This window comes from uncultured Escherichia sp. (assembly GCF_948475835.1).
GTDB lineage: Bacteria > Pseudomonadota > Gammaproteobacteria > Enterobacterales > Enterobacteriaceae > ECMA0423.
Genome location: NZ_CAOLGM010000024.1, coordinates 1 through 21,861, shown reverse-complemented (window position 1 = coordinate 21,861; position 21,861 = coordinate 1). Strand labels below are relative to the sequence as shown.

The following is a 21,861-nucleotide window of genomic DNA, read 5'->3' as shown; positions in this document are numbered from 1 at the left end:
TTTTCATCCCTGCCACAATGGCCCGTTAGCAACGTCGAATAATTATTATGCGTGAGAATTTACGTTATGTAATTCAGTATCACGCCCATACAATCCGAATTTTAGTGAGAATTGTGGCTCAGACAGCCAAATCAGCCTCTTTCGCTTGTCGCTTTTCACTAAACATCCGACAATTTAGCCTAACCCCGGCAAAAATGGAGATGCCTATGTCCACGACATGGTTTGTAGGAGCCGACTGGCTCGCCGAACATATTGATGACCCGGAAATTCAGATTATTGATGCCCGCATGGCGTCGCCTGGACAGGAAGATCGTAACGTTGCTCAGGAGTATCTGAATGGACATATTCCCGGCGCAGTGTTTTTTGATATCGAAGCGCTTTCTGATCACACTTCCCCGCTTCCGCACATGCTGCCGCGCCCGGAAACGTTCGCCGTGGCGATGCGTGAATTAGGCGTTAACCAGGATAAGCACCTGATTGTCTATGACGAAGGTAATCTTTTCTCAGCCCCACGAGCATGGTGGATGCTGCGCACCTTTGGTGTAGAGAAAGTGTCGATTCTGGGGGGTGGACTTGCAGGCTGGCAGCGCGATGATCTGCTGTTAGAAGAAGGTGCAGTAGAGCTGCCGGAAGGAGAGTTTAACGCCGCGTTTAATCCTGAAGCCGTGGTGAAAGTAACCGATGTATTATTGGCAAGCCATGAAAATACGGCGCAAATTATTGATGCCCGCCCGGCTGCACGTTTTAACGCAGAAGTTGATGAACCTCGCCCAGGTTTACGTCGCGGACATATTCCCGGAGCACTGAATGTTCCGTGGACGGAACTGGTGCGCGAAGGCGAACTAAAAACGACCGATGAACTGGATGCGATATTTTTTGGTCGCGGCGTCAGCTACGACAAACCAATTATCGTCAGCTGCGGCTCTGGTGTAACGGCAGCCGTGGTTTTGTTAGCACTCGCGACGCTGGATGTGCCAAACGTGAAACTGTACGACGGCGCATGGAGTGAATGGGGCGCGCGGGCAGATTTACCGGTTGAGCCAGTGAAATAAGCTTTATACAGGCAATAAAAAACCGCCGAATTTGGCGGTTTTTTATTGCTGGTCTGGTTCGCGGCCTTTCCAGCAGGTTGTATTACCGTAGTAATGCAAGCGCGTCTCAGCGGAGACAATACTCGCCAGTAACTCTCTTTTTGTCAAGCAAAAGAGAGTTATTATTGTTCTGTTAGTGTATTATCCACTGCGGCCCTTTCCGCCGTCTCGCAAGCGGGCGCTGGCTTAAGGAAAGGATGTTCCGCGACCGTTAGAGCAAGCGCGTCTCAGCGCTTGCTATCGCGGCAATATCGCCAGTGGTGCTGTCGTGATGCGGTCTTCGCATGGACCGCACAATGAAGATACGGTGCTTCTGTATCGTACTTATTGTTTCTGGTGCGCTGTTTTCCCAAGTAAATAATAACCGGAGTCTCTCCGGCGACAATTTACTGGTGGTTAACAACCTTCAGAGCAGCAAGTAAGCCCGAATGCCGCCCTTTAGGGCGGCATATTTTAGATTATCCGGTTTTGTTTAAAGTCACGCAAAAAACCACCCCAGCGACGTTCATAGAATGGCACAATATGTTCGGTAATAAAGTGGCTAATTCCTTTTTCCCCTTTTTTCACCTGACAAATATCGATTGGTTCATCGCCAGGTAATGTATCGGTCGCTACACTTCCCGTCGCCTGAATAATTTCTTCGATATCACCATCGGCTTCAATGCCAATAAGTAAATTAGGCTGTGCCTCTTCGTTCTCTTTAATTGAACAAATAAAAGCACGCTTCACCGGCTTAATGGTTTTAAATAAGGTGGTGAGTGAATCAATCATTTGTGCTGGCGGCTCTGCGACTTCCGATAATATCAGCGATTCACCGCCTTCCAGGATTTCCTGGCTGCTCAGCGGATTTCCCTCTTCACCAATCAACAAACTGATTTCACGCGGCATAAATTCTTTACCGGTCGGCAGTTTGGCATTAAGGAAGAGCGTTTCGCCAAGGGTCATCTCAAACAATGTGCGAACGGGCATTACGACAAATGCCTGTTCGTCTTCAACCGCCTGTTGAAGCGCTTCTAACGAGGTGAAAAAAGGAATGACGCTGGTGCCGTCTTCTTTTTCCCAGTGCTGTAAATCAAGCGCACTATCTTCAACCACAGCCTCGCCCTGCGCCGCCGTACCAGGCACCCAGACAGTGGATTCCAGTAGAGTACGGAAAAAGGCCGGGCGGTGCGCCGGTTCGGTTGCTGCTTTTTCCAGCAGGTCTTCAAGTTCGTTTTTTGTTTCGGACATAAGAACCACAATTCATTCAACGTTCGGGGCGCAAATGCCTGATGCGCTACGCTTATCAGGCCTACAAGGGATTCGCAATTTGTTGAATTTGCAGAATTTGTAGGCCGGATAAGGCGTTTACGCCGCATCCGGCATATTAGTTTACGCCGTTAACAGATTAGCTATCGTGCGCACACCAAGTCCCGTAGCGCCCGCAGACCACTGTTCAACCGGCGCTTTACGGTAAGTCGCCGAGCAGTCGATATGCAGCCAGCCTTGCTGATAGTTCTCAACAAAGTGCGACAGGAAGCCCGCCGCCGTGCTCGCGCCTGCCGGATACGCCGCGCTTCCGGTATTGTTCAGTTCGGCAAAGTTAGACGGCAGCTGGCTGCGGTGGAACTCCGCCAGCGGCAGACGCCAGAATGGTTCGTTCTCTTGTGAGGCACTCGCCAGCAAACGACCGGCAAGCGCATCGTCAAAACTGAACAGCGCGTGATAATCATTACCCAGCGCAGTTTTCGCCGCCCCGGTGAGGGTCGCCGCATCAATGATCATTTCCGGTTTCTGCGCACTGGCATCAATCAGACCATCGGCAAGCACCAGACGCCCTTCGGCATCAGTGTTCATCACTTCAACTTTTTTACCGTTGCGATAGGTGATGATATCGCCCAGCTTGAACGCATTGCCGCTAATCAGGTTATCCGCACAGCAGAGGAACAGCTTCACGCGCTTGTTCAGTCCGCGCGTAATGGCAAATGCCAGCGCCCCGGTAACCGTTGCCGCGCCGCCCATGTCCGACTTCATCGAGTCCATAAACGCAGTCTGTTTGATGCTGTAGCCGCCGGAGTCAAAAGTGATACCTTTACCTACCAGGCACGCGTACACTGGCGCTTCTTTATCGCCAGTTGGGTTGTAATCCAGCGCCAGCAATACCGGAGAACGTTCTGAACCGCGTCCGACGGTGTGCAGCCCCATATAACCTTGCTCACGCAGATCTTCGCCTTTGGTGATCCGATAAGTCACACGATCGCCCGCGACGTTGCTGATCAGATCAACAGCACGCTGTGCCAATTGCGATGGTCCCAATTCTTCTGCCGGTGCGTTGATGGTGTCACGCACCCAGTCGATGATCATCAGGCGGTTATCCAGTTCCTGGCGCTGGGCATCGTCCAGATCCGGCCACTCCACTTTACGCGTGCCTTTCGGGGCTTTGTAACCTTGCCAGAATGCCCAGCAGCGATCCGCATCCCAGCCTTCACCGCTTAACTGAACATGCTTGATGCCCAGACCGTCAATCTTGCGCGCCGCACGCTGGATCAGCCCCAGATCGTCTGCCCCGTTCAAATGCAGGGTAATGCCGTCATTATTAATGCTGTAAGTTGCTTTTTCTCCCCAGCGCGCGTCGGCAGGTTGGGTAGAGAGGGTAATCTTCATCGCTTCTGTCATTTTAGTTATCCTTCTTTGTAAAAGGGCCGCCAGTTGGCAGCCCCAGGATTTTTCCGCTAAATGATTCGCGTTGCAGGAAGGCGGCAAGTGAGTGAAGCCCCAGGAGCATAGATAACTATGTGACTGGGGTGAACGAGCGCAGCCAACGCATCTGCGGCGTGAAGCATGACGCGGAAATTATTCGGCCTCGTCCAGCCAGACTAACAAAATCGCTTCGAGGATTTTCTCGTTGGATGCCTGCGGGTCGTCGTCGAAATCTTCCAGATCGCAAATCCACTGATGCATATCGGTGAATCGAACCGTTTTCGGATCAAGATCGGGATACGCATCGTACAGTGCCTCGCCAATTTCGCGGCTATCGGTCCACTTAAGTCCCATACTAACCTCTGTTAATGCTCACGCGCATGGTTGATAGTGTAACGCGGGATTTCGACTACTAAATCTTCGTCGGTAACGCGCGCCTGGCAGCTTAAACGGCTTTCGGGCTCCAGTCCCCAGGCTTTGTCCAGCATGTCGTCTTCCTGCTCTGAGCTTTCCGGCAGCGAGTCAAAACCTTCACGAACGATGCAGTGGCAGGTGGTGCAAGCACAGGATTTTTCACAGGCGTGTTCAATCTCGATACCGTTACGCAGAGCTGCGTCGAGAATGGTTTCACCGCTATTAGCTTCCAGAACAGCGCCATCAGGACAGAGATCCTGATGAGGCAAAATAACAATCTTTGGCATATTAAACCTCGTCCACGGAATGGCCTTTCAGCGCACGACGAACCGACTGGTCCATGCGGCGAGCGGCGAAATCCTGGGTTTGTTTGTCTACGTTTTTAATCGCTTGTTCGATGGCGTCAACGTCATCGCCCTGCGCCACTTCACTCAGGTGAGCGGCAGCATCGTCAATGACCTGACGTTCTGCGGCGCTTAACAGCGCGGCATCAGCAGCCAGCGCGCCGTGCAGACTTTCCAGCACACGCGCCGCTTCTACTTTTTGTTCTGCCAGCATTCGGGCTTTTACGTCCTGCTCGGCATAGCTCATTGAGTCTTTGATCATCGAAGCGATTTCGCTATCGGTCAGACCGTAAGACGGTTTGACCTGAATAGACGCCTCAACGCCGGTGGATTTCTCCATCGCCGTCACGCTCAAAAGACCGTCGGCATCGACCTGGAACGTCACGCGAATATGCGCACCGCCAGCCGGTAGCGCCGGAATACCACGCAGCGCAAAACGCGCCAGTGAGCGGCAGTCCTGCACCAGTTCGCGCTCACCCTGCATTACATGGATAGACATCGCCATCTGACCATCTTTAAAGGTGGTGAAATCCTGAGCGCGGGCCACCGGAATAGTGGTATTACGCGGAATCACTTTCTCCACCAGGCCGCCCATCGTTTCGAGGCCCAGCGACAGTGGGATCACATCAAGCAGCAGCATTTCGCTGTCTGGCTTGTTACCCACCAGAATATCCGCCTGAATCGCCGCGCCAATAGCGACGACTTTATCCGGGTCGATGGAAGTCAGCGGTGGACGACCGAAAAATTCGCCTACCCGTTCACGCACCAGCGGCACGCGAGTAGAACCGCCCACCATCACCACTTCCAGCACTTCATCAGCTTCTACGCCCGCGTCTTTCAGCGCGCGACGACAAGCCAGTAAGGTTCGTTTTACCAGTGGCGCGATCAGTTCATTGAATTGTTCACGGCTGATTTCGCCCTGCCAGCCCGCAACGTTAACGGTCACGGAGTCCGCATCGCTCAGGGCGATTTTGGCCGCAATGGCGGCATCCAGCAGTTCACGCTGAACGCGGTTATCGCTACGATCAGGAATGCCCGCCTGTTCGCGAATGTAATCCGCCAGTAGATGGTCGAAATCATCGCCGCCGAGCGCGGAATCACCGCCGGTTGCCAGCACTTCAAACACGCCGCGACTTAAGCGCAGAATGGAAATATCAAACGTCCCGCCACCGAGGTCATAAACAGCGATCACGCCTTCCTGACCGGAATCCAGCCCGTAGGCGATAGCCGCAGCGGTCGGTTCGTTAAGTAAGCGCAGGACGTGAAGGCCCGCCAGACGCGCCGCGTCTTTGGTGCCCTGACGCTGGGCATCGTCAAAGTACGCCGGAACGGTGATAACTACACCATCCAGCTCGCCTGCCAGGGCTTCAGTTGCCCGCGCCGCCAGTGCTTTGAGGATGTCCGCAGAAACGCGCACCGGGTTCAGCAGCCCCGCCGCCGTTTCAATCATCGGCAGGCCGTTTTCGCTGGCCTGGAATTGATAAGGCAGATGCGGATAGCGTTGCTGGATATCAGCCAGCGAGCGCCCCATCAGGCGTTTAACAGAACTAATGGTGTTGGCGGTGTCAAGCGCTGCGTTAGTACGCGCGTCATAACCCACCGAATGCCCTTGCTGTTGATAGTGAACAACAGATGGCAGCAGGTGACGGCCTTCATGGTCGGCTAACGTTTCGGCCTGACCGCTGCGCACTGTCGCCACCAGCGAGTTGGTTGTGCCCAGGTCAATACCAGCCGCCAGACGACGCTGATGCGGCGCAGCACTCAAACCAGGTTCACTAATTTGTAATAAGGCCATGTTTAGCTTCCAGAAATTAAAAATCGAGCAGTTTTTCTTCGAGTTGTTCGGCACTGCTCCGCAGTTTATCGAGAAAACGCAGCTTACGCACGGTATCCGCCGCCGCGTCCCACGCCTCGTTGTCTAACTGTTCAACCATCAACTGATGGCGGGTATCAAACATCTTTTTCACACGTTTGATAAAGCTTTCCAGCCGCGCTTCATCTTTCGCCTGTTCGATCTCGTCCAGCTCTTCGCGCAGCTCCAACTGTTCCATCAGGAACGCGGTGTCGCGCACAGTATGCTGCTCGCTGGCGAGATCAAAACCGTGTAAAGAAAGCAAATATTCCGCGCGCATTAACGGATGACGCAGCGTTTGCCAGGCCTGGTTAATGGTTGCAGATTGCTGTACGGCGGCGAGTTGTTCCGCCTGGCTTCCGCTGGCGAATTTATCAGGATGATACTGACGTTGTAGATCCTGAAAACGCAGGCTCAGCGCCTGGGTATCGAGTTGATAACGGGCAGGCAAGCCAAAGAGGGTGAAGTAATCCATAACATTCTCAGGGCTGCGATCCGCCGCGATAACGGCGAATCAGGTAAAACAAACCCCACGCGCAGGCGACCACGGTGGGGTTATCGGTATGCGCATCAAACGTGGAAGCTTTCGCCGCAACCACACTCATCTTTAACGTTCGGGTTGGTGAATTTAAACCCTTCATTCAGGCCTTCTTTTACGAAGTCCAGCTGCGTACCGTCCAGAAATTGCAGGCTTTTGCCATCGACCACGACTTTCACGCCTTTGTCTTCAAACACGATGTCTTCCGGCGTCGGTTCGTCAACAAATTCCAGTACATAAGCCATACCTGAACATCCGGAGGTTCTCACGCCCAGACGCAGGCCAAACCCTTTGCCGCGGTTAGCCAGAAAGGTATTTACTCGCGCTGCTGCACTGTCGCTCAGTGTAATCGACATAACCAAACCTCAACTCTTATTTTGCTTCACGTTTGCTTTTATAGTCCGCAATGGCGACTTTGATCGCGTCTTCTGCCAGAATAGAACAGTGAATTTTCACCGGCGGCAGTTCAAGTTCTTCAGCAATATCGGTGTTTTTGATCGCCTGCGCTTCGTCGAGAGACTTCCCTTTCACCCATTCGGTGACCAGGGAGCTGGAAGCGATAGCAGAACCGCAGCCGTAAGTTTTAAAACGCGCGTCTTCAATGATACCTTCATCGTTGACTTTAATCTGCAACTTCATCACGTCGCCACAGGCCGGTGCCCCCACCATGCCGCTGCCGACGTTCTCGTCGTTGTTGTCAAAGGAACCCAGGTTACGCGGATTCTCGTAATGGTCGATAACTTTTTCGCTGTAAGCCATTATAAATTCTCCTGATTCCGATACCGATTAATGATGAGCCCATTCGATGCTGTTCAGATCCACGCCCTGCTTGTACATTTCCCACAGCGGAGAAAGGTCACGCAGACGACCGATGGATTTACGAACTAACTCGATGGTGTAGTCGATCTCTTCTTCAGTAGTAAAACGACCTAAAGAGAAACGGATAGAGCTATGTGCCAGCTCGTCGTTCAGCCCCAGCGCGCGCAGCACGTAGGACGGTTCGAGGCTTGCTGACGTACAGGCGGAACCTGAAGAAACTGCGAGGTCTTTCAGCGCCATAATCAGCGACTCACCTTCAACGTAGTTGAAGCTGACGTTGAGAATGTTCGGCGCACCGTGTTCCAGGTCACCGTTCAGGTAAACTTCTTCGATATCTTTGATGCCGTTCCACAGACGGTTACGCAGGCCGCGCAGACGTTCCATCTCGGTCGCCATCTCTTCTTTTGCGATGCGATAGGCCTCGCCCATTCCGACGATCTGGTGAACAGGCAGAGTGCCGGAACGCATACCGCGCTCGTGACCGCCGCCGTGCATTTGCGCTTCGATGCGTACGCGCGGTTTACGACGTACATACAGCGCACCGATACCTTTCGGGCCATAGATTTTGTGACCGGAGAAAGACATCAGGTCAACTTTCAACTGGCTCAGGTCGATAGGCAGTTTACCCACGCTCTGGGTTGCATCAACGTGATAGATAATGCCACGAGCACGGCACATTTCGCCGATAGCCGCGATATCCTGCACCACGCCGATTTCGTTATTTACGTGCATGATGGAAACAAGGATGGTGTCGTCACGCATCGCTGCTTCAAGTTCTTTCAGGTCGATAATGCCGTTACGCTGCGGTGCCAGGTAGGTGACTTCAAAACCTTCGCGCTCCAGCTGACGGCAGGTATCCAGTACCGCTTTGTGTTCGGTTTTGCTGGTGATGATGTGCTTGCCTTTTTTCTGATAAAAGTTGGCTGCACCTTTGATCGCCAGGTTGTCAGATTCGGTTGCACCAGAGGTAAAGACGATTTCACGCGGATCAGCGCCGACCAGATCGGCAATCTGATTACGGGCGATATCTACCGCTTCTTCAGCCTGCCAGCCGAAACGGTGAGAACGAGAGGCCGGGTTACCAAAGGTTCCGTCCATCGTCATGAACTGCATCATTTTCTCGGCAACACGCGGGTCCACCGGCGTGGTTGCGGAGTAGTCGAGATAAATCGGTAATTTCATTGCTCTATAAACTCCGTACATCACTCAATGCAAGGAATCAGGCTACCGGCTGGATGTACGACCGTGTTTACGGAGTATTTAGCACTCCGGCCTGATTCTGAATTCTTTTTATTAAGCGCGTAACTTAACGTCGATCGCGTCTTGTGTGCGGGTGCGTGGCGCGTCGTGAGTATGCTGACGACCAGACACATCCAGCACTTCCTGGTTATTAACCAGTTCGCCTAAAGTAATGTTGTTGAGAAAACCGGTGAGACGGTCGCTCAAATCACGCCACAGCGCGTGGGTCAGGCATTTATCGCCGCCCTGGCAGCCGCCTTTACCCTGACAACGGGTGGCATCTACAGATTCGTCAACGGCGCTAATCACTTCGCCAACGGCGATGCTGCTGGCATCTTTGCCTAACAGATAACCACCGCCTGGTCCACGTACGCTGGAAACCAGACCATTTTTACGCAGACGGGAAAACAGTTGTTCCAGATAAGAAAGGGAAATTCCCTGACGTTCGGAAATATCAGCCAACGGTACCGGGCCCGCTTCAGAGTTGAGCGCAACGTCAAGCATTGCGGTCACGGCATAGCGCCCTTTAGATGTCAGTCTCATGTCTTACTTCACCTCAAACTCGCCCCTGCCCGGGGTTTTTTATTGTAAAAGTGGGGGTATTGCATAGCAGGGTCAAGTCTGACATTCCCGAGTAAATTGGTCAACTATTTACTTGACTGATTTAGTCGGGTATTTAACCTTCAGTGCCATTTTTTTATCGTGGCGTTTGTACCTGTTGTCGGATGCGGTGTGAACACCTTATCCGACCTACGGTTCTGTACATTGTAGGCCTGATAAGACGCGTTAAGCGTCGCATCAGGCAACTACTGTTATTCGGCCTTGTTACCTTTATTCTGCTGCTCAATAGAAGCCAGAATCCCGCGCAGGATATTCAATTCCTGGCTTTCCGGGCGCGCACGGGTAAACAGACGGCGCAATTTATTCATCACCTGCCCCGGATGGTTTTCACGGATAAAACCGGTTGCCAGCAGCGTTTGTTCCAGATGACCATAAAAACGCTCCAGATCATCGACCAGCGGATACGGCGTCTCTTCATGCTCGACCTGCTCGCCGTTTTCCTGAGTTGCCAGCCAGGCCATGCGCACTTCATAGGCAATAACCTGAACCGCCATCGCCAGGTTCAGCGAGCTGTATTCCGGGTTAGCCGCAATCGCGACATGATAATGGCATTTCTGCAACTCTTCATTGGTCAAGCCGACGCGCTCACGACCAAACACCAGCGCCACCGGGGTATTTGCCGCTTCAGCGACGCTTTTCAGACCGCATTCGCGCGGGTCGAGCATCGGCCACGGCAGCGTGCGGGAGCGTGCGCTGGTGCCCACCACCAGGCTACAACCGGCTAACGCTTCGTCGAGCGTATCGACGATGTGAGCATTACCAATCACATCGCTGGCCCCTGCTGCCAGGGCAATCGCCTGGGAGTCGGGTTTCACCAGTGGATTAACCAGCCACAGATTGGTTAATCCCATTGTTTTCATGGCACGGGCAACAGAACCCATATTGCCGGTGTGTGACGTCTCCACCAGCACAATTCGAATATTTTGCAGCATTGTCTTTCTTCATCTAAAGATTATTCACGCATCTTATCATAAAACGAAGACAGATGCCGATCTCGCTGCTATACTCTGCGCCGTTTTCCCGTTCTTTAACATCCAGTGAGAGAGACCGATGCATCCGATGCTGAACATCGCCGTGCGCGCAGCGCGCAAGGCGGGTAATTTAATTGCCAAAAACTATGAAACCCCGGACGCTGTAGAAGCGAGCCAGAAAGGCAGTAACGATTTCGTGACCAACGTAGATAAAGCTGCCGAAGCGGTGATTATCGACACGATTCGTAAATCTTACCCACAGCACACCATCATCACCGAAGAAAGCGGTGAACTTGAAGGTACTGATCAGGATGTTCAATGGGTTATCGATCCACTGGATGGTACTACCAACTTTATCAAACGTCTGCCGCACTTCGCGGTATCTATCGCCGTTCGTATCAAAGGCCGCACCGAAGTTGCTGTGGTATACGATCCTATGCGTAACGAACTGTTCACCGCCACTCGCGGTCAGGGCGCACAGCTGAACGGCTACCGTCTGCGCGGTAGCACCGCTCGCGATCTCGACGGTACCATTCTGGCGACCGGCTTCCCGTTCAAAGCAAAACAGTACGCCACTACCTACATCAACATCGTCGGCAAACTGTTCAACGAATGTGCAGACTTCCGTCGTACCGGTTCTGCGGCGCTGGATCTGGCTTACGTCGCTGCGGGTCGTGTTGACGGTTTCTTTGAAATCGGTCTGCGTCCGTGGGATTTCGCGGCAGGCGAGCTGCTGGTTCGTGAAGCGGGCGGCATCGTCAGCGACTTCACCGGTGGTCATAACTATATGCTGACCGGTAACATCGTTGCTGGTAACCCACGTGTTGTGAAAGCCATGCTGGCGAACATGCGTGACGAGTTAAGCGACGCTCTGAAGCGTTAATGACTCAGGCGGGTGATGTCACTCACCCGCCCTCGCCTTTCAGGCGCTATTCTGAAATACTTCCTCACCGCTTTACTTTCTTTCGTCACTCTCCCACCATCTTTCCCCGATTAATGGATGATAAAGAAGTCGCAAGGAAAGGTTATGGCACTGCCAGTGAACAAACGCGTTCCCAAAATTCTGTTTATTCTCTTTGTTGTTGCCTTCTGCGTTTATTTAGTGCCGCGCGTTGCCATCAACTTCTTCTATTATCCTGACGATAAAATTTACGGTCCCGACCCCTGGTCGGCGGAATCCGTCGAATTTACGGCTAAGGACGGTACTCGTCTGCAAGGCTGGTTTATTCCTTCTTCGACGGGCCCTGCTGACAACGCCATCGCAACCATCATTCATGCTCACGGCAATGCCGGAAATATGTCCGCCCACTGGCCGCTGGTCAGTTGGTTACCTGAGCGTAATTTCAACGTTTTTATGTTTGATTATCGCGGGTTTGGTAAATCAAAAGGCACGCCGTCCCAAGCCGGATTGCTGGACGATACGCAAAGTGCCATCAATGTGGTGCGCCATCGCAGTGATGTAAACCCACAACGTCTGGTGCTGTTCGGGCAGAGTATTGGCGGGGCGAATATTCTGGATGTTATTGGTCGGGGTGATCGTGAAGGCATACGTGCGGTGATCCTCGACTCCACATTTGCCTCTTATGCAACCATCGCCAACCAGATGATCCCCGGCAGTGGCTACTTACTTGATGAGAGTTACAGCGGCGAAAATTATATCGCCAGCGTCAGCCCGATCCCGCTTTTACTCATTCACGGTAAAGCTGATCACGTTATCCCATGGCAGCACAGCGAAAAGTTGTATAGCCTGGCAAAAGAGCCAAAACGGTTGATCCTAATCCCGGATGGCGAACACATTGATGCTTTTTCCGATCGCCACGGCGATGTTTATCGCGAACAGATGGTGGACTTTATCCTTAGCGCGTTGAATCCGCAGAACTAACCCATGATCGCTAGCACGATAATCATTCACAAAACCACCTTAAGACATGCTAATCCACTGGTCAGAACAGTTTAAGATGAGAAAAATTCTGTGACGCTTGCCAACATTTCTGATGATTAGCATTCCCTTCGTCATTTCCCTGAGCAAACTTTAGCTATTCTTATCAATTATGCTTATGGGAGATCTACAGATGATGCCTACGCTTGCTCCACCATCTGTCCTTTCGGCTCCCCAGCGCCGCTGCCAGATCTTGCTGACGCTCTTTCAGCCGGGGTTGACCGCCACCACGGCAACTTTCAGCGAGCTTAATGGTGTGGATGATGATATTGCCAGTCTTGATATCAGCGAAACAGGACAGGAGATCCTGCGCTATCATCAACTCACACTGACGGCTGGTTATGACGGTAGCTACCGGGTTGAAGGTACAGTGCTTAACCAACGTTTGTGTTTATTTCACTGGCTACGACGTGGTTTCCGTCTGTGTCCATCATTTATTACCAGCCATTTCACCCCCGCCCTGAAGAGTGAACTGAAGCGGCGCGGAATTGCGCGTAACTTTTACGACGATACCAATCTACAAGCGTTAGTGAATCTCTGCTCCCGACGGCTGCAAAAACGCTTTGAAACGCGCGATATTCATTTCCTGTGTCTGTATCTGCAATATTGTTTGCTGCAACACCACGCTGGAATTACGCCTCAGTTTAATCCGCTCCAACGTCGCTGGGCGGAATCCTGCCTTGAATTTCAGGTAGCGCAGGAAATTGGACGCCACTGGCAGCGTCGGGCGCTCCAGCCTGTACCACCTGATGAGCCACTGTTTATGGCACTACTTTTTTCCATGTTGCGGGTTCCCGATCCACTGCGGGATGCGCATCAGCGAGACAGACAATTGCGTCAGTCTATCAAACGTCTGGTAAACCATTTTCGTGAGCTGGGAAATGTTCGTTTTTATGATGAACAGGGGTTATGTGATCAGCTTTATACCCACCTCGCCCAGGCGTTAAATCGCAGTTTGTTTGCCATCGGTATTGATAATACCCTGCCGGAAGAGTTCGCCAGACTGTACCCACGCCTGGTGCGCACCACCCGCGCGGCGCTGGCCGGATTTGAAAGTGAATACGGCGTCCATCTTTCTGATGAGGAAAGTGGTCTGGTCGCGGTGATTTTCGGTGCCTGGCTAATGCAGGAAAACGATCTGCATGAAAAACAGATTATTCTACTGACCGGGAATGATAGCGAGCGAGAAGCGCAGATTGAGCAGCAGTTACGCGAACTAACGTTACTGCCGCTCAACATTAAGCATATGTCGGTAAAGGCATTTTTGCAGACAGGCGCTCCGCGTGGCGCGGCACTGATTATTGCGCCTTATACCATGCCATTACCGCTCTTTTCACCACCGCTGATCTATACGGACCTGACGCTGACAACACATCAACAGGAGCAGATCCGCAAAATGCTCGAATCAGCATGAGGGAACAACTTTCGGGCGCAAAAACATTGCCGGAAGCGCCACCAGCGCCATTACCCAGAACACGCCGTGGCCCAGATATTGATACAGGAAACCGGCGAAAACGGTCATGATAGCGATACTGCCGCCCATCGCGACGGCAGAGTAAACCGCCTGTAAACGGATGACTTCGCTACCCTGGCGAGCAGCAATATAACGCATGGCGGCCAGGTGGCAGACCGTGAAGGTGCCGCAATGCAGAATTTGCACCACTATCAACCACGGCAACGCCGTAGTTGCTCCCATAATGCCCCAGCGCACTACGCCGCAAATCGCCGAGATCAACAGCATATCGCGTGCACTACAACGGCGGAAAAGTTTATTACTCAGCGCAAAGATAATGACTTCCGCCACCACGCCCAGCGACCACAAATACCCCACCGCCGAGGCCGAGTAGCCAGCTGCCTGCCAGTAAATGGCGCTAAAACCGTAATAGGCCGCATGTGCCCCCTGCAATAAACAAACGCAGGCCAGAAAGCGCCAGTTCTGGCGAACCAGCGCCAACCACGCTGACCAACCGGTGCTCTCCTGCTGGCGGCTTGCCCCTTGTGGCTGAATCGTCGGACGGATGAGAAAGCCGAGCAGCATGGATGCCACGCCCAACGTCAACAGCGCGAGGATCACCCGATAATCAAACATAGTGACCAGTTTGCCCGTCAGCGCCGAGCCAATGACAAACGCCACCGAGCCCCACAGTCGCACTTTGCCGTAATCAAGCGGGAACTGCTTTTGCCACGTATTCGCCAGTGCATCGGTCAACGGTACCAGCGGTGAGAAAAAGAGGTTAAAGCCAATCATCACCAGCATCAGCCACGCTACGTGCGCCCCCGCCCAGAAGGCGACAGCAAAGAGAAGTGTCAGCAGTGCCAGCACGCGCAAGGCGGAAATCAGGCGGGAAGGATCGCTGACGCGGGGCGCGATGAGCAAACTCCCGAGAAAACGGGCAACCAGACCTGCCCCCAATAACAGGCCGATGGTTTCTGGCGTTAAACCAATCCCTTTAAGCCAGACGCTCCAGAAAGGTAGAAAAATGCCGTAACTAAAAAAGTATGTGAAATAGCCGAGCGCCAACCAGCGCGTGGATTGCAAAACCATGAGTCCCTCCCGTCAGGAGGCGTTAGTCTGGGGTTAATCGAATGTTGGTGCAAGTTGAAAAATAAGAATATTCGAGCCTGCTTCCCGATGTCTGTAACGCCAGTTCACAAGCACTAAAAAACTGAGATCCGCGACGCATGTTGCAAAAATAATGCGTAATTATGCCGTTACGCTTGCCAAACGTTCCTGCACAATGGCGATGAAATCGCGTAATGCCGGCTTCATCTCCCCTTTCTTCCACGCCATCAGTAAAGCAATGGAAGGCACATTTCCGGCAATGGAACGAAAAACAACCTGCCCGGTATTAAAATTATTCATATAACCGGGTATCAAAGTGACGCCCAGCCCCATGCCCACCAGATTCATGGTCACCAGAATATTCGTTGCCACCTGGACGATATTTGGCTGGCTGTTTTCTTGCGCAAACCACGCTTTAACGATCGGCGCAAGCGAACCGGAATACGCCGGATCGGTACTGACGAAATTCACGCCATCCAGTTGCGCGGCGGTGATCTCTTTTTCATGTGCTAAAGGGTGATCAACCGGTAACACCACCACTAATGGTTCGTCAAAAAGCTCCAGATAATCAATCTCCGGGCTATAAACAGGATGGCGCATTAAGCCGACGTCGAGTTCACCACGGCGAATTTTTTCCTCCTGTTGCGTGGTGATTAAACTCACCAGCTCAATCAAGGTGTCTGGCTGTCTGAGACGAAACATCGGTAATACTTTTGGCAATAAATTCACTTCCGCCGATGGCACAAAGCCAATGGTTAATTGTCTGTCTTCCTGAACAATTTTCCGCGCCCGTAATTTGGCATTTTCCGCTTGTTCGAGGATTGCCAGCGCGTCCTGGAGAAAACATTCTCCCGCCGCCGTCAACGCGACTTTGCGCTTATCCCTCACCAGTAACGGAACACCGACACAGTTTTCAAGATCGCGGATCTGGCTGCTTAACGAAGGCTGTGAGGTATGCAGTTTTTCCGCCGCACGGGTAAAGTTCAGTGCCTGCGCCACTGCGACGAAATAGCGTAAATGCCGTAGTTCCATCACCTTCCCCTTGTTATCGAAAAAACGTCTCAGCTGGTAGAAATTAACTATTTCACATATTAGCAACCAACCAGCAACATCCTTATGGCACAAAAATAGAAGGTCAATACATCTTATCTTTCAGGATTAAAAAATATGACCACACCCTCAGATTTGAACATTTACCAACTGATTGATACCCAAAATGGTCGGGTCACTCCGCGTATTTATACCGACCCAGATATTTACCAACTGGAGCTTGAACGTATTTTCGGCCGTTGCTGGTTATTTCTCGCCCACGAAAGCCAGATCCCAAAACCCGGTGATTTCTTTAACACCTACATGGGAGAAGATGCGGTTGTCGTAGTGCGTCAGAAAGACGGCAGCATCAAGGCGTTTCTCAACCAATGCCGCCACCGGGCCATGCGTGTGAGTTATGCAGATTGCGGCAACACTCGCGCCTTTACCTGCCCGTATCACGGCTGGTCTTATGGCATTAACGGCGAGTTGATCGATGTACCGCTGGAACCTCGCGCCTACCCACAAGGGTTGTGTAAATCCCACTGGGGACTAAACGAAGTTCCTTGTGTGGAGAGTTATAAAGGGCTAATTTTTGGCAACTGGGATACCAGCGCACCGGGCCTGCGTGATTACCTGGGTGACATTGCCTGGTATCTGGATGGCATGCTGGATCGTCGCGAAGGCGGCACCGAAATTGTCGGCGGCGTACAAAAGTGGGTGATCAACTGTAACTGGAAATTCCCGGCAGAGCAGTTCGCCAGTGACCAGTATCATGCTCTGTTCAGCCATGCTTCTGCCGTTCAGGTATTAGGGGCGAAAGATGATGGCAGCGATAAGCGCCTCGGTGATGGACAAACCGCCCGCCCGGTGTGGGAAACCGCCAAAGATGCGCTGCAATTTGGTCAGGACGGTCACGGTAGCGGTTTCTTCTTTACTGAAAAACCGGATGCTAATGTCTGGGTCGATGGCGCAGTTTCAAGCTATTACCGCGAAACCTATGCCGAAGCAGAACAACGTTTAGGTGAAGTTCGCGCCCTGCGCCTGGCGGGTCATAACAATATTTTCCCCACGCTTTCATGGCTAAACGGCACTGCCACACTCCGCGTCTGGCATCCGCGCGGCCCTGATCAAGTTGAAGTGTGGGCGTTCTGTATTACTGACAAAGCCGCCTCCGATGAAGTTAAAGCCGCTTTTGAAAACAGCGCCACTCGTGCTTTTGGTCCTGCTGGTTTTCTCGAGCAGGATGACTCGGAGAACTGGTGTGAAATCCAGAAATTGCTTAAAGGCCACCGCGCCCGCAACAGCAAACTGTGTCTGGAAATGGGGCTTGGTCAGGAAAAGCGCCGCGACGACGGCATTCCTGGCATTACTAACTATATCTTTTCAGAAACTGCCGCTCGTGGAATGTACCAACGCTGGGCCGATCTTCTGAGTAGCGAAAGCTGGCAGGAAGTGCTCGATAAAACCGCCGCTTACCAGCAGGAGGTGATGAAATGAGTGCGCAAGTTTCACTAGAGTTACATCACCGCATTAGCCAGTTTCTCTTTCACGAAGCCAGCTTACTGGACGACTGGAAATTTCGTGACTGGCTGGCGCAGCTCGACGAAGAGATTCGTTACACCATGCGCACCACAGTTAACGCGCAAACACGCGACCGCCGCAAAGGCGTCCAGCCACCGACAACCTGGATTTTTAATGACACCAAAGACCAGCTGGAGCGGCGAATCGCCCGTCTGGAAACGGGCATGGCCTGGGCAGAAGAGCCGCCGTCACGCACCCGTCACTTAATCAGCAACTGCCAGATAAGCGAAACCGACATCCCAAACGTATTTGCTGTGCGGGTAAATTATCTGCTTTATCGGGCACAAAAAGAGCGCGATGAAACATTCTATGTTGGAACGCGTTTCGACAAAGTTCGCCGTCTGGAAGATGACAACTGGCGCTTGCTGGAACGGGATATCGTCCTGGATCAAGCGGTAATCACTTCCCATAACCTGAGTGTACTGTTCTGATGAATCGAATTTATGCGTGTCCCGTTGCGGATGTGCCGGAGGGTGAGGCTCTCCGGATCGATACCTCGCCCGTCATCGCCCTGTTCAACGTTGGCGGCGAGTTTTATGCCATTAACGATCGTTGCAGCCATGGTAATGCGTCAATGTCAGAAGGGTATCTGGAAGATGACGCCACGGTGGAGTGCCCGCTACACGCCGCCAGTTTTTGCCTGAAAACGGGGAAAGCGTTATGCCTGCCCGCCACCGATCCGCTCACCACTTATCCAGTACACGTTGAAGGTGGTGACATTTTCATCGACTTACCGGAGGCGCAGCCATGAGCGATCTGCATAACGAGTCCATTTTTATTACCGGCGGCGGATCGGGATTAGGGCTGGCGCTGGTCGAGCGATTTATCGAAGAAGGCGCGCAGGTTGCCACGCTGGAACTGTCGGCGGCAAAAGTCGCCAGTCTGCGTCAGCGATTTGGCGAACATATTCTGGCGGTGGAAGGTAACGTGACCTGTTATGCCGATTATCAACGCGCGGTCGATCAGATCCTGACTCGTTCCGGCAAGCTGGATTGTTTTATCGGCAATGCAGGCATCTGGGATCACAATGCCTCACTGGTTAATACTCCCGCAGAGACGCTCGAAACCGGCTTCCACGAGCTGTTTAACGTCAATGTTCTCGGTTACCTGCTGGGCGCAAAAGCCTGCGCTCCGGCGTTAATCGCCAGTGAAGGCAGCATGATTTTCACACTGTCAAATGCCGCCTGGTATCCTGGCGGCGGTGGCCCGCTGTACACCGCCAGTAAACATGCCGCAACCGGACTTATTCGCCAACTGGCTTATGAACTGGCACCGAAAGTGCGGGTGAATGGCGTCGGCCCGTGTGGTATGGCCAGCGACCTGCGCGGCCCACAGGCGCTCGGGCAAAGTGAAACCTCGATAATGCAGTCTCTGACGCCGGAGAAAATTGCCGCCATTTTACCGCTGCAATTTTTCCCGCAACCGGCGGATTTTACGGGGCCGTATGTGATGTTGGCATCGCGGCGCAATAATCGCGCATTAAGCGGTGTGATGATCAACGCTGATGCGGGTTTAGCGATTCGCGGCATTCGCCACGTAGCGGCTGGGCTGGATCTTTAAGGAAGCACGATGAAAGAAAAAACCATCATTATTGTCGGTGGCGGGCAAGCGGCGGCAATGGCTGCGGCCTCGCTACGCCAGCAAGGGTTCACCGGTGAGCTGCATCTGTTTTCCGATGAGCGACATCTTCCTTATGAACGACCTCCACTCTCGAAATCCATGTTGCTGGAAGATTCCCCGCAGTTACAGCAGGTGTTACCCGCTAACTGGTGGCAGGAAAACAATGTTCATCTGCATTCCGGTGTAACCATCAAAACGCTGGGTCGCGACACACGAGAGTTAGTGTTAACCAACGGCGAAAGCTGGCACTGGGATCAGCTTTTTATAGCAACCGGCGCGGCAGCTCGACCGCTGCCGTTGCTTGATGCACTGGGAGAACGCTGCTTTACCCTACGCCATGCCGGTGATGCCGCCAGACTGCGAGAAGTTCTGCAGCCCGAACGGTCAGTCGTGATTGTCGGTGCCGGAACTATTGGTCTGGAACTGGCTGCCAGCGCCACGCAGCGCAGATGTAAGGTGACAGTGATTGAACTGGCGGCAACCGTCATGGGCCGTAATGCACCACCGCCCGTGCAACGCTATCTTTTACAGCGCCACCAGCAGGCTGGTGTGCGCATTCTGCTCAATAATGCCATTGAACATGTGGTCGATGGTGAAAAAGTAGAACTGACGCTGCAAAGTGGGGAAACGCTTCAGGCTGATGTGGTGATTTACGGTATTGGTATCAGCGCCAACGAGCAACTGGCTCGCGAGGCCAACCTTGATACTGCCAATGGCATTGTCATTGATGAGGCTTGCCGCACCTGCGATCCCGCGATCTTTGCCGGTGGCGATGTGGCAATCACTCGTCTTGATAATGGTGCACTACACCGCTGCGAAAGCTGGGAAAACGCCAATAACCAGGCGCAAATTGCCGCTGCCGCAATGTTAGGGCTACCGCTACCGCTACTGCCGCCGCCGTGGTTCTGGAGCGATCAGTACAGTGATAACTTACAGTTTATTGGCGATATGCGTGGCGATGACTGGCTTTGTCGTGGCAACCCAGAAACTCAGAAGGCGATTTGGTTTAATCTGCAAAACGGCGTGCTTATCGGTGCGGTCACGCTGAATCAGGGGCGTGAGATTCGCCCAATTCGCAAATGGATCCAGAGCGGCAAAACGTTTGATGCGAAACTGCTGATAGATGAGAACATCGCGCTTAAATCACTGTAACCAGGATAATTAGCGAATATCTCAATGCCTGGGGCGTGGCGAGGTGCAAGAGTGTGTATTACGTTTAAATCACATTATCTTGCAAAGGGATTGGTTATGAACACACTACGTTATTTTGATTTTGGAGCTGCCCGCCCCGTTTTGTTATTAATTGCCCGTATCGCCGTGGTCTTAATTTTCATTATTTTTGGTTTTCCCAAAATGATGGGCTTTGACGGTACGGTCCAATATATGGCCTCGTTGGGCGCGCCAATGCCGATGCTGGCAGCGATTATTGCGGTAGTTATGGAAGTGCCCGCCGCGATATTAATCGTGCTTGGCTTTTTCACCCGTCCGCTGGCGGTGCTGTTTATTTTCTACACGCTGGGTACGGCGGTGATTGGTCACCATTACTGGGATATGACCGGCGATGCGGTTGGGCCAAATATGATTAATTTCTGGAAGAATGTCAGTATCGCTGGCGCATTCCTGCTGCTGGCAATTACCGGGCCGGGGGCAATTTCTCTCGATCGGCGTTAGGAAAGATGCCGGATGCGGCGTGAACGCCTTATCCGGCATTTAATAAATTACAGCCACTCTACCCGCAACGACATCTCTGAAGTTGTTGATTCCCCTGGTGCTAGCGCAATGAGATCACCCCCTTCCGGGCGATGATGATCATCCGGCGCATGGCTCATCGGTTCCAGACAGAAGAAATCAAACGCATATCCTTTATCAAACGCAGGGTCGGAAACAAAGATGAAATAACACGGTGCAGGTGGCGTCGTTTCCATGATGATGGCATAACCTTCCTGCGGCTGCTCGATGCGGGCCTGACCATTCCATCCGGCAAAACCATTGTTCACCCACTGGCGCGGCAACGGCGCGGGCTGGTTAAAATCCAGTTCCTGCGGTAGCTGCTCGCAAAACTCACCCGCCAGCCACTGCTCCCGCTCCAGCCAGTAACCGCTCGCCTGTGCCTGAATCCGCGTTTGCGGCGACAACGGAAAATAAGGATGCCAGCCGGTACCAAATGGCAGCGTCTCTGCCCCCTGATTGGTGACAGAGAGCGTCACCGTCAGCGTATCCGCCGTTAAATGAAACGCCTGACTTACCCGATAGTGATAGACACCGCTGCGATGTTCATACACCAGACACAAACTATCATCGCTGTGCGAGACACATTGCCACTCGCCCAGCCAGCCATCGCCGTGTAGATAGTGCGCATCCCACTCAACATTCGGTTGCAGTTGATACTCACGCCCCTGCCAGACAAAACGATTGCCGCTCACCCGGTTTGCAAATGGCACCAGCGGAAAACATGAGGCATCGGTTGCCACCCCGCTTTTTTTACCAGGACGTAAGAGCGGAGTCGTATCGCGCCAGAAGCCTTCGATTACGCCGCCCTGGTCAGAAACGTCCAGCTT

25 protein-coding genes are annotated in these 21,861 nt (G+C 52.7%); 11 read left to right on the top strand and 14 right to left on the bottom strand.

Annotation, left to right across the window (positions count from 1 at the left end):
• Window positions 1-206 precede the first annotated feature (206 nt).
• Window positions 207-1,052: a 3-mercaptopyruvate sulfurtransferase gene (gene sseA / locus QZF50_RS07190; protein WP_000108626.1), complete on the top strand. Its 846-nt coding sequence runs from the start codon at window positions 207-209 to the stop codon at window positions 1,050-1,052.
• A gap of 335 nt (window positions 1,053-1,387) precedes the next feature.
• Window positions 1,388-1,513 (top strand): small toxic inner membrane protein TimP, encoded by a 126-nt coding sequence (gene timP, locus QZF50_RS07185; protein WP_001385884.1) that lies wholly within the window; start codon window positions 1,388-1,390, stop codon window positions 1,511-1,513.
• 31 nt (window positions 1,514-1,544) lie between these two features.
• Here the strand turns inward: timP and sseB are convergent, their stop codons facing one another.
• From sseB to trmJ, 11 genes are all read right to left on the bottom strand, one after another.
• Window positions 1,545-2,321, bottom strand: coding sequence for an enhanced serine sensitivity protein SseB (gene sseB, locus QZF50_RS07180; protein WP_001299505.1), 777 nt, complete (start codon window positions 2,319-2,321; stop codon window positions 1,545-1,547).
• Window positions 2,322-2,462: 141 nt separating this feature from the next.
• The gene (gene pepB, locus QZF50_RS07175) at window positions 2,463-3,746 is read right to left on the bottom strand and encodes an aminopeptidase PepB (protein WP_000133582.1); all 1,284 of its coding nucleotides are present in this window, start codon (window positions 3,744-3,746) and stop codon (window positions 2,463-2,465) included.
• Window positions 3,747-3,923: 177 nt separating this feature from the next.
• Window positions 3,924-4,124 (bottom strand): Fe-S cluster assembly protein IscX, encoded by a 201-nt coding sequence (gene iscX / locus QZF50_RS07170; RefSeq protein ID WP_000523616.1) that lies wholly within the window; start codon window positions 4,122-4,124, stop codon window positions 3,924-3,926.
• Between the two features lie 11 nt (window positions 4,125-4,135).
• Window positions 4,136-4,471 carry an ISC system 2Fe-2S type ferredoxin gene (fdx, locus tag QZF50_RS07165; RefSeq protein ID WP_001124469.1) on the bottom strand — a complete coding sequence of 112 codons (336 nt, stop codon included), beginning with the start codon at window positions 4,469-4,471 and terminating at the stop codon, window positions 4,136-4,138.
• A gap of 1 nt (window position 4,472) precedes the next feature.
• On the bottom strand, window positions 4,473-6,323 hold the full coding sequence (hscA, locus tag QZF50_RS07160) for a Fe-S protein assembly chaperone HscA (protein ID WP_001196605.1): 1,851 nt from the start codon (window positions 6,321-6,323) through the stop codon (window positions 4,473-4,475).
• A 16-nt stretch (window positions 6,324-6,339) separates the two neighbouring features.
• On the bottom strand, window positions 6,340-6,855 hold the full coding sequence (gene hscB, locus QZF50_RS07155; RefSeq protein ID WP_000384411.1) for a co-chaperone HscB: 516 nt from the start codon (window positions 6,853-6,855) through the stop codon (window positions 6,340-6,342).
• A 95-nt stretch (window positions 6,856-6,950) separates the two neighbouring features.
• Entirely contained in the window at window positions 6,951-7,274 is a 324-nt protein-coding gene (iscA, locus tag QZF50_RS07150) for an iron-sulfur cluster assembly protein IscA (RefSeq protein ID WP_000028953.1), read from the bottom strand.
• 16 nt (window positions 7,275-7,290) lie between these two features.
• Entirely contained in the window at window positions 7,291-7,677 is a 387-nt protein-coding gene (gene iscU, locus QZF50_RS07145; RefSeq protein ID WP_290388841.1) for a Fe-S cluster assembly scaffold IscU, read from the bottom strand.
• Between the two features lie 27 nt (window positions 7,678-7,704).
• Window positions 7,705-8,919 (bottom strand): cysteine desulfurase, encoded by a 1,215-nt coding sequence (gene iscS, locus QZF50_RS07140; RefSeq protein WP_001295373.1) that lies wholly within the window; start codon window positions 8,917-8,919, stop codon window positions 7,705-7,707.
• A 111-nt stretch (window positions 8,920-9,030) separates the two neighbouring features.
• Window positions 9,031-9,519 carry a Fe-S cluster assembly transcriptional regulator IscR gene (iscR, locus tag QZF50_RS07135; RefSeq protein ID WP_001241357.1) on the bottom strand — a complete coding sequence of 163 codons (489 nt, stop codon included), beginning with the start codon at window positions 9,517-9,519 and terminating at the stop codon, window positions 9,031-9,033.
• Window positions 9,520-9,788: 269 nt separating this feature from the next.
• Window positions 9,789-10,529 carry a tRNA (cytosine(32)/uridine(32)-2'-O)-methyltransferase TrmJ gene (gene trmJ / locus QZF50_RS07130; RefSeq protein ID WP_000940019.1) on the bottom strand — a complete coding sequence of 247 codons (741 nt, stop codon included), beginning with the start codon at window positions 10,527-10,529 and terminating at the stop codon, window positions 9,789-9,791.
• A gap of 118 nt (window positions 10,530-10,647) precedes the next feature.
• Between trmJ and suhB the strand changes: the two genes are divergently transcribed.
• From suhB to csiE, 3 genes are all read left to right on the top strand, one after another.
• Window positions 10,648-11,451: an inositol-1-monophosphatase gene (gene suhB / locus QZF50_RS07125; protein ID WP_000553451.1), complete on the top strand. Its 804-nt coding sequence runs from the start codon at window positions 10,648-10,650 to the stop codon at window positions 11,449-11,451.
• Window positions 11,452-11,595: 144 nt separating this feature from the next.
• The gene (locus QZF50_RS07120) at window positions 11,596-12,450 is read left to right on the top strand and encodes an alpha/beta hydrolase (protein WP_001297705.1); all 855 of its coding nucleotides are present in this window, start codon (window positions 11,596-11,598) and stop codon (window positions 12,448-12,450) included.
• Between the two features lie 190 nt (window positions 12,451-12,640).
• Window positions 12,641-13,921 carry a stationary phase inducible protein CsiE gene (csiE, locus tag QZF50_RS07115; protein WP_000983009.1) on the top strand — a complete coding sequence of 427 codons (1,281 nt, stop codon included), beginning with the start codon at window positions 12,641-12,643 and terminating at the stop codon, window positions 13,919-13,921.
• On the opposite strand, the gene QZF50_RS07110 is transcribed toward csiE, so the two are convergent.
• On the bottom strand, window positions 13,913-15,052 hold the full coding sequence (locus QZF50_RS07110) for a 3-phenylpropionate MFS transporter (RefSeq protein WP_000244193.1): 1,140 nt from the start codon (window positions 15,050-15,052) through the stop codon (window positions 13,913-13,915). The two genes, csiE and QZF50_RS07110, sit on opposite strands and share 9 nt — an antisense overlap.
• Window positions 15,053-15,211: 159 nt before the next feature.
• The gene (gene hcaR, locus QZF50_RS07105; protein ID WP_000423259.1) at window positions 15,212-16,102 is read right to left on the bottom strand and encodes a DNA-binding transcriptional regulator HcaR; all 891 of its coding nucleotides are present in this window, start codon (window positions 16,100-16,102) and stop codon (window positions 15,212-15,214) included.
• Window positions 16,103-16,237: 135 nt separating this feature from the next.
• On the opposite strand from hcaR, the gene hcaE reads away from it, so the two are divergent.
• The 6 genes from hcaE (at window position 16,238) to QZF50_RS07075 (ending at window position 20,974) form a co-directional block, all read left to right on the top strand.
• Entirely contained in the window at window positions 16,238-17,599 is a 1,362-nt protein-coding gene (gene hcaE / locus QZF50_RS07100; protein WP_000211172.1) for a 3-phenylpropionate/cinnamic acid dioxygenase subunit alpha, read from the top strand.
• The gene (hcaF, locus tag QZF50_RS07095) at window positions 17,596-18,114 is read left to right on the top strand and encodes a 3-phenylpropionate/cinnamic acid dioxygenase subunit beta (protein ID WP_001276072.1); all 519 of its coding nucleotides are present in this window, start codon (window positions 17,596-17,598) and stop codon (window positions 18,112-18,114) included. Before hcaE ends, hcaF begins: the two co-directional genes overlap by 4 nt.
• Window positions 18,114-18,434 carry a bifunctional 3-phenylpropionate/cinnamic acid dioxygenase ferredoxin subunit gene (locus QZF50_RS07090; RefSeq protein WP_001080102.1) on the top strand — a complete coding sequence of 107 codons (321 nt, stop codon included), beginning with the start codon at window positions 18,114-18,116 and terminating at the stop codon, window positions 18,432-18,434. The genes hcaF and QZF50_RS07090 overlap by 1 nt, the downstream gene beginning before the upstream one ends.
• Entirely contained in the window at window positions 18,431-19,243 is an 813-nt protein-coding gene (gene hcaB / locus QZF50_RS07085) for a 3-phenylpropionate-dihydrodiol/cinnamic acid-dihydrodiol dehydrogenase (RefSeq protein ID WP_001281377.1), read from the top strand. The genes QZF50_RS07090 and hcaB overlap by 4 nt, the downstream gene beginning before the upstream one ends.
• Before the next feature lie 9 nt (window positions 19,244-19,252).
• Complete coding sequence (gene hcaD, locus QZF50_RS07080; RefSeq protein WP_000660797.1) at window positions 19,253-20,455, top strand: phenylpropionate dioxygenase ferredoxin reductase subunit; 1,203 nt, start codon at window positions 19,253-19,255, stop codon at window positions 20,453-20,455.
• Between the two features lie 96 nt (window positions 20,456-20,551).
• Window positions 20,552-20,974 (top strand): DoxX family protein, encoded by a 423-nt coding sequence (locus QZF50_RS07075; RefSeq protein WP_001094726.1) that lies wholly within the window; start codon window positions 20,552-20,554, stop codon window positions 20,972-20,974.
• Window positions 20,975-21,021: 47 nt separating this feature from the next.
• On the opposite strand, the gene QZF50_RS07070 is transcribed toward QZF50_RS07075, so the two are convergent.
• The coding region (locus tag QZF50_RS07070; protein WP_290388840.1) for an aldose 1-epimerase at window positions 21,022-21,861 on the bottom strand (840 nt) is incomplete at its 5' end.

Bases quoted from the DNA above. Each gene is read 5' to 3' on its own strand.
- QZF50_RS07120 (WP_001297705.1), top strand. From the start codon at position 11,596: ATGGCACTGCCAGTGAACAAACGCGTTCCCAAAATTCTGTTTATTCTC.
- hcaE (WP_000211172.1), top strand. From the start codon at position 16,238: ATGACCACACCCTCAGATTTGAACATTTACCAACTGATTGATACCCAA.
- iscR (WP_001241357.1), bottom strand. From the start codon at position 9,519: ATGAGACTGACATCTAAAGGGCGCTATGCCGTGACCGCAATGCTTGAC.
- QZF50_RS07075 (WP_001094726.1), top strand. From the start codon at position 20,552: ATGAACACACTACGTTATTTTGATTTTGGAGCTGCCCGCCCCGTTTTG.
- hscB (WP_000384411.1), bottom strand. From the start codon at position 6,855: ATGGATTACTTCACCCTCTTTGGCTTGCCTGCCCGTTATCAACTCGAT.
- iscA (WP_000028953.1), bottom strand. From the start codon at position 7,274: ATGTCGATTACACTGAGCGACAGTGCAGCAGCGCGAGTAAATACCTTT.
- hcaR (WP_000423259.1), bottom strand. From the start codon at position 16,102: ATGGAACTACGGCATTTACGCTATTTCGTCGCAGTGGCGCAGGCACTG.
- hcaB (WP_001281377.1), top strand. From the start codon at position 18,431: ATGAGCGATCTGCATAACGAGTCCATTTTTATTACCGGCGGCGGATCG.
- sseA (WP_000108626.1), top strand. From the start codon at position 207: ATGTCCACGACATGGTTTGTAGGAGCCGACTGGCTCGCCGAACATATT.
- hcaF (WP_001276072.1), top strand. From the start codon at position 17,596: ATGAGTGCGCAAGTTTCACTAGAGTTACATCACCGCATTAGCCAGTTT.
- iscX (WP_000523616.1), bottom strand. From the start codon at position 4,124: ATGGGACTTAAGTGGACCGATAGCCGCGAAATTGGCGAGGCACTGTAC.
- fdx (WP_001124469.1), bottom strand. From the start codon at position 4,471: ATGCCAAAGATTGTTATTTTGCCTCATCAGGATCTCTGTCCTGATGGC.
- timP (WP_001385884.1), top strand. From the start codon at position 1,388: ATGAAGATACGGTGCTTCTGTATCGTACTTATTGTTTCTGGTGCGCTG.
- pepB (WP_000133582.1), bottom strand. From the start codon at position 3,746: ATGACAGAAGCGATGAAGATTACCCTCTCTACCCAACCTGCCGACGCG.
- QZF50_RS07110 (WP_000244193.1), bottom strand. From the start codon at position 15,052: ATGGTTTTGCAATCCACGCGCTGGTTGGCGCTCGGCTATTTCACATAC.
- iscS (WP_001295373.1), bottom strand. From the start codon at position 8,919: ATGAAATTACCGATTTATCTCGACTACTCCGCAACCACGCCGGTGGAC.
- hscA (WP_001196605.1), bottom strand. From the start codon at position 6,323: ATGGCCTTATTACAAATTAGTGAACCTGGTTTGAGTGCTGCGCCGCAT.
- suhB (WP_000553451.1), top strand. From the start codon at position 10,648: ATGCATCCGATGCTGAACATCGCCGTGCGCGCAGCGCGCAAGGCGGGT.
- sseB (WP_001299505.1), bottom strand. From the start codon at position 2,321: ATGTCCGAAACAAAAAACGAACTTGAAGACCTGCTGGAAAAAGCAGCA.
- QZF50_RS07090 (WP_001080102.1), top strand. From the start codon at position 18,114: ATGAATCGAATTTATGCGTGTCCCGTTGCGGATGTGCCGGAGGGTGAG.
- csiE (WP_000983009.1), top strand. From the start codon at position 12,641: ATGATGCCTACGCTTGCTCCACCATCTGTCCTTTCGGCTCCCCAGCGC.
- iscU (WP_290388841.1), bottom strand. From the start codon at position 7,677: ATGGCTTACAGCGAAAAAGTTATCGACCATTACGAGAATCCGCGTAAC.
- trmJ (WP_000940019.1), bottom strand. From the start codon at position 10,529: ATGCTGCAAAATATTCGAATTGTGCTGGTGGAGACGTCACACACCGGC.
- hcaD (WP_000660797.1), top strand. From the start codon at position 19,253: ATGAAAGAAAAAACCATCATTATTGTCGGTGGCGGGCAAGCGGCGGCA.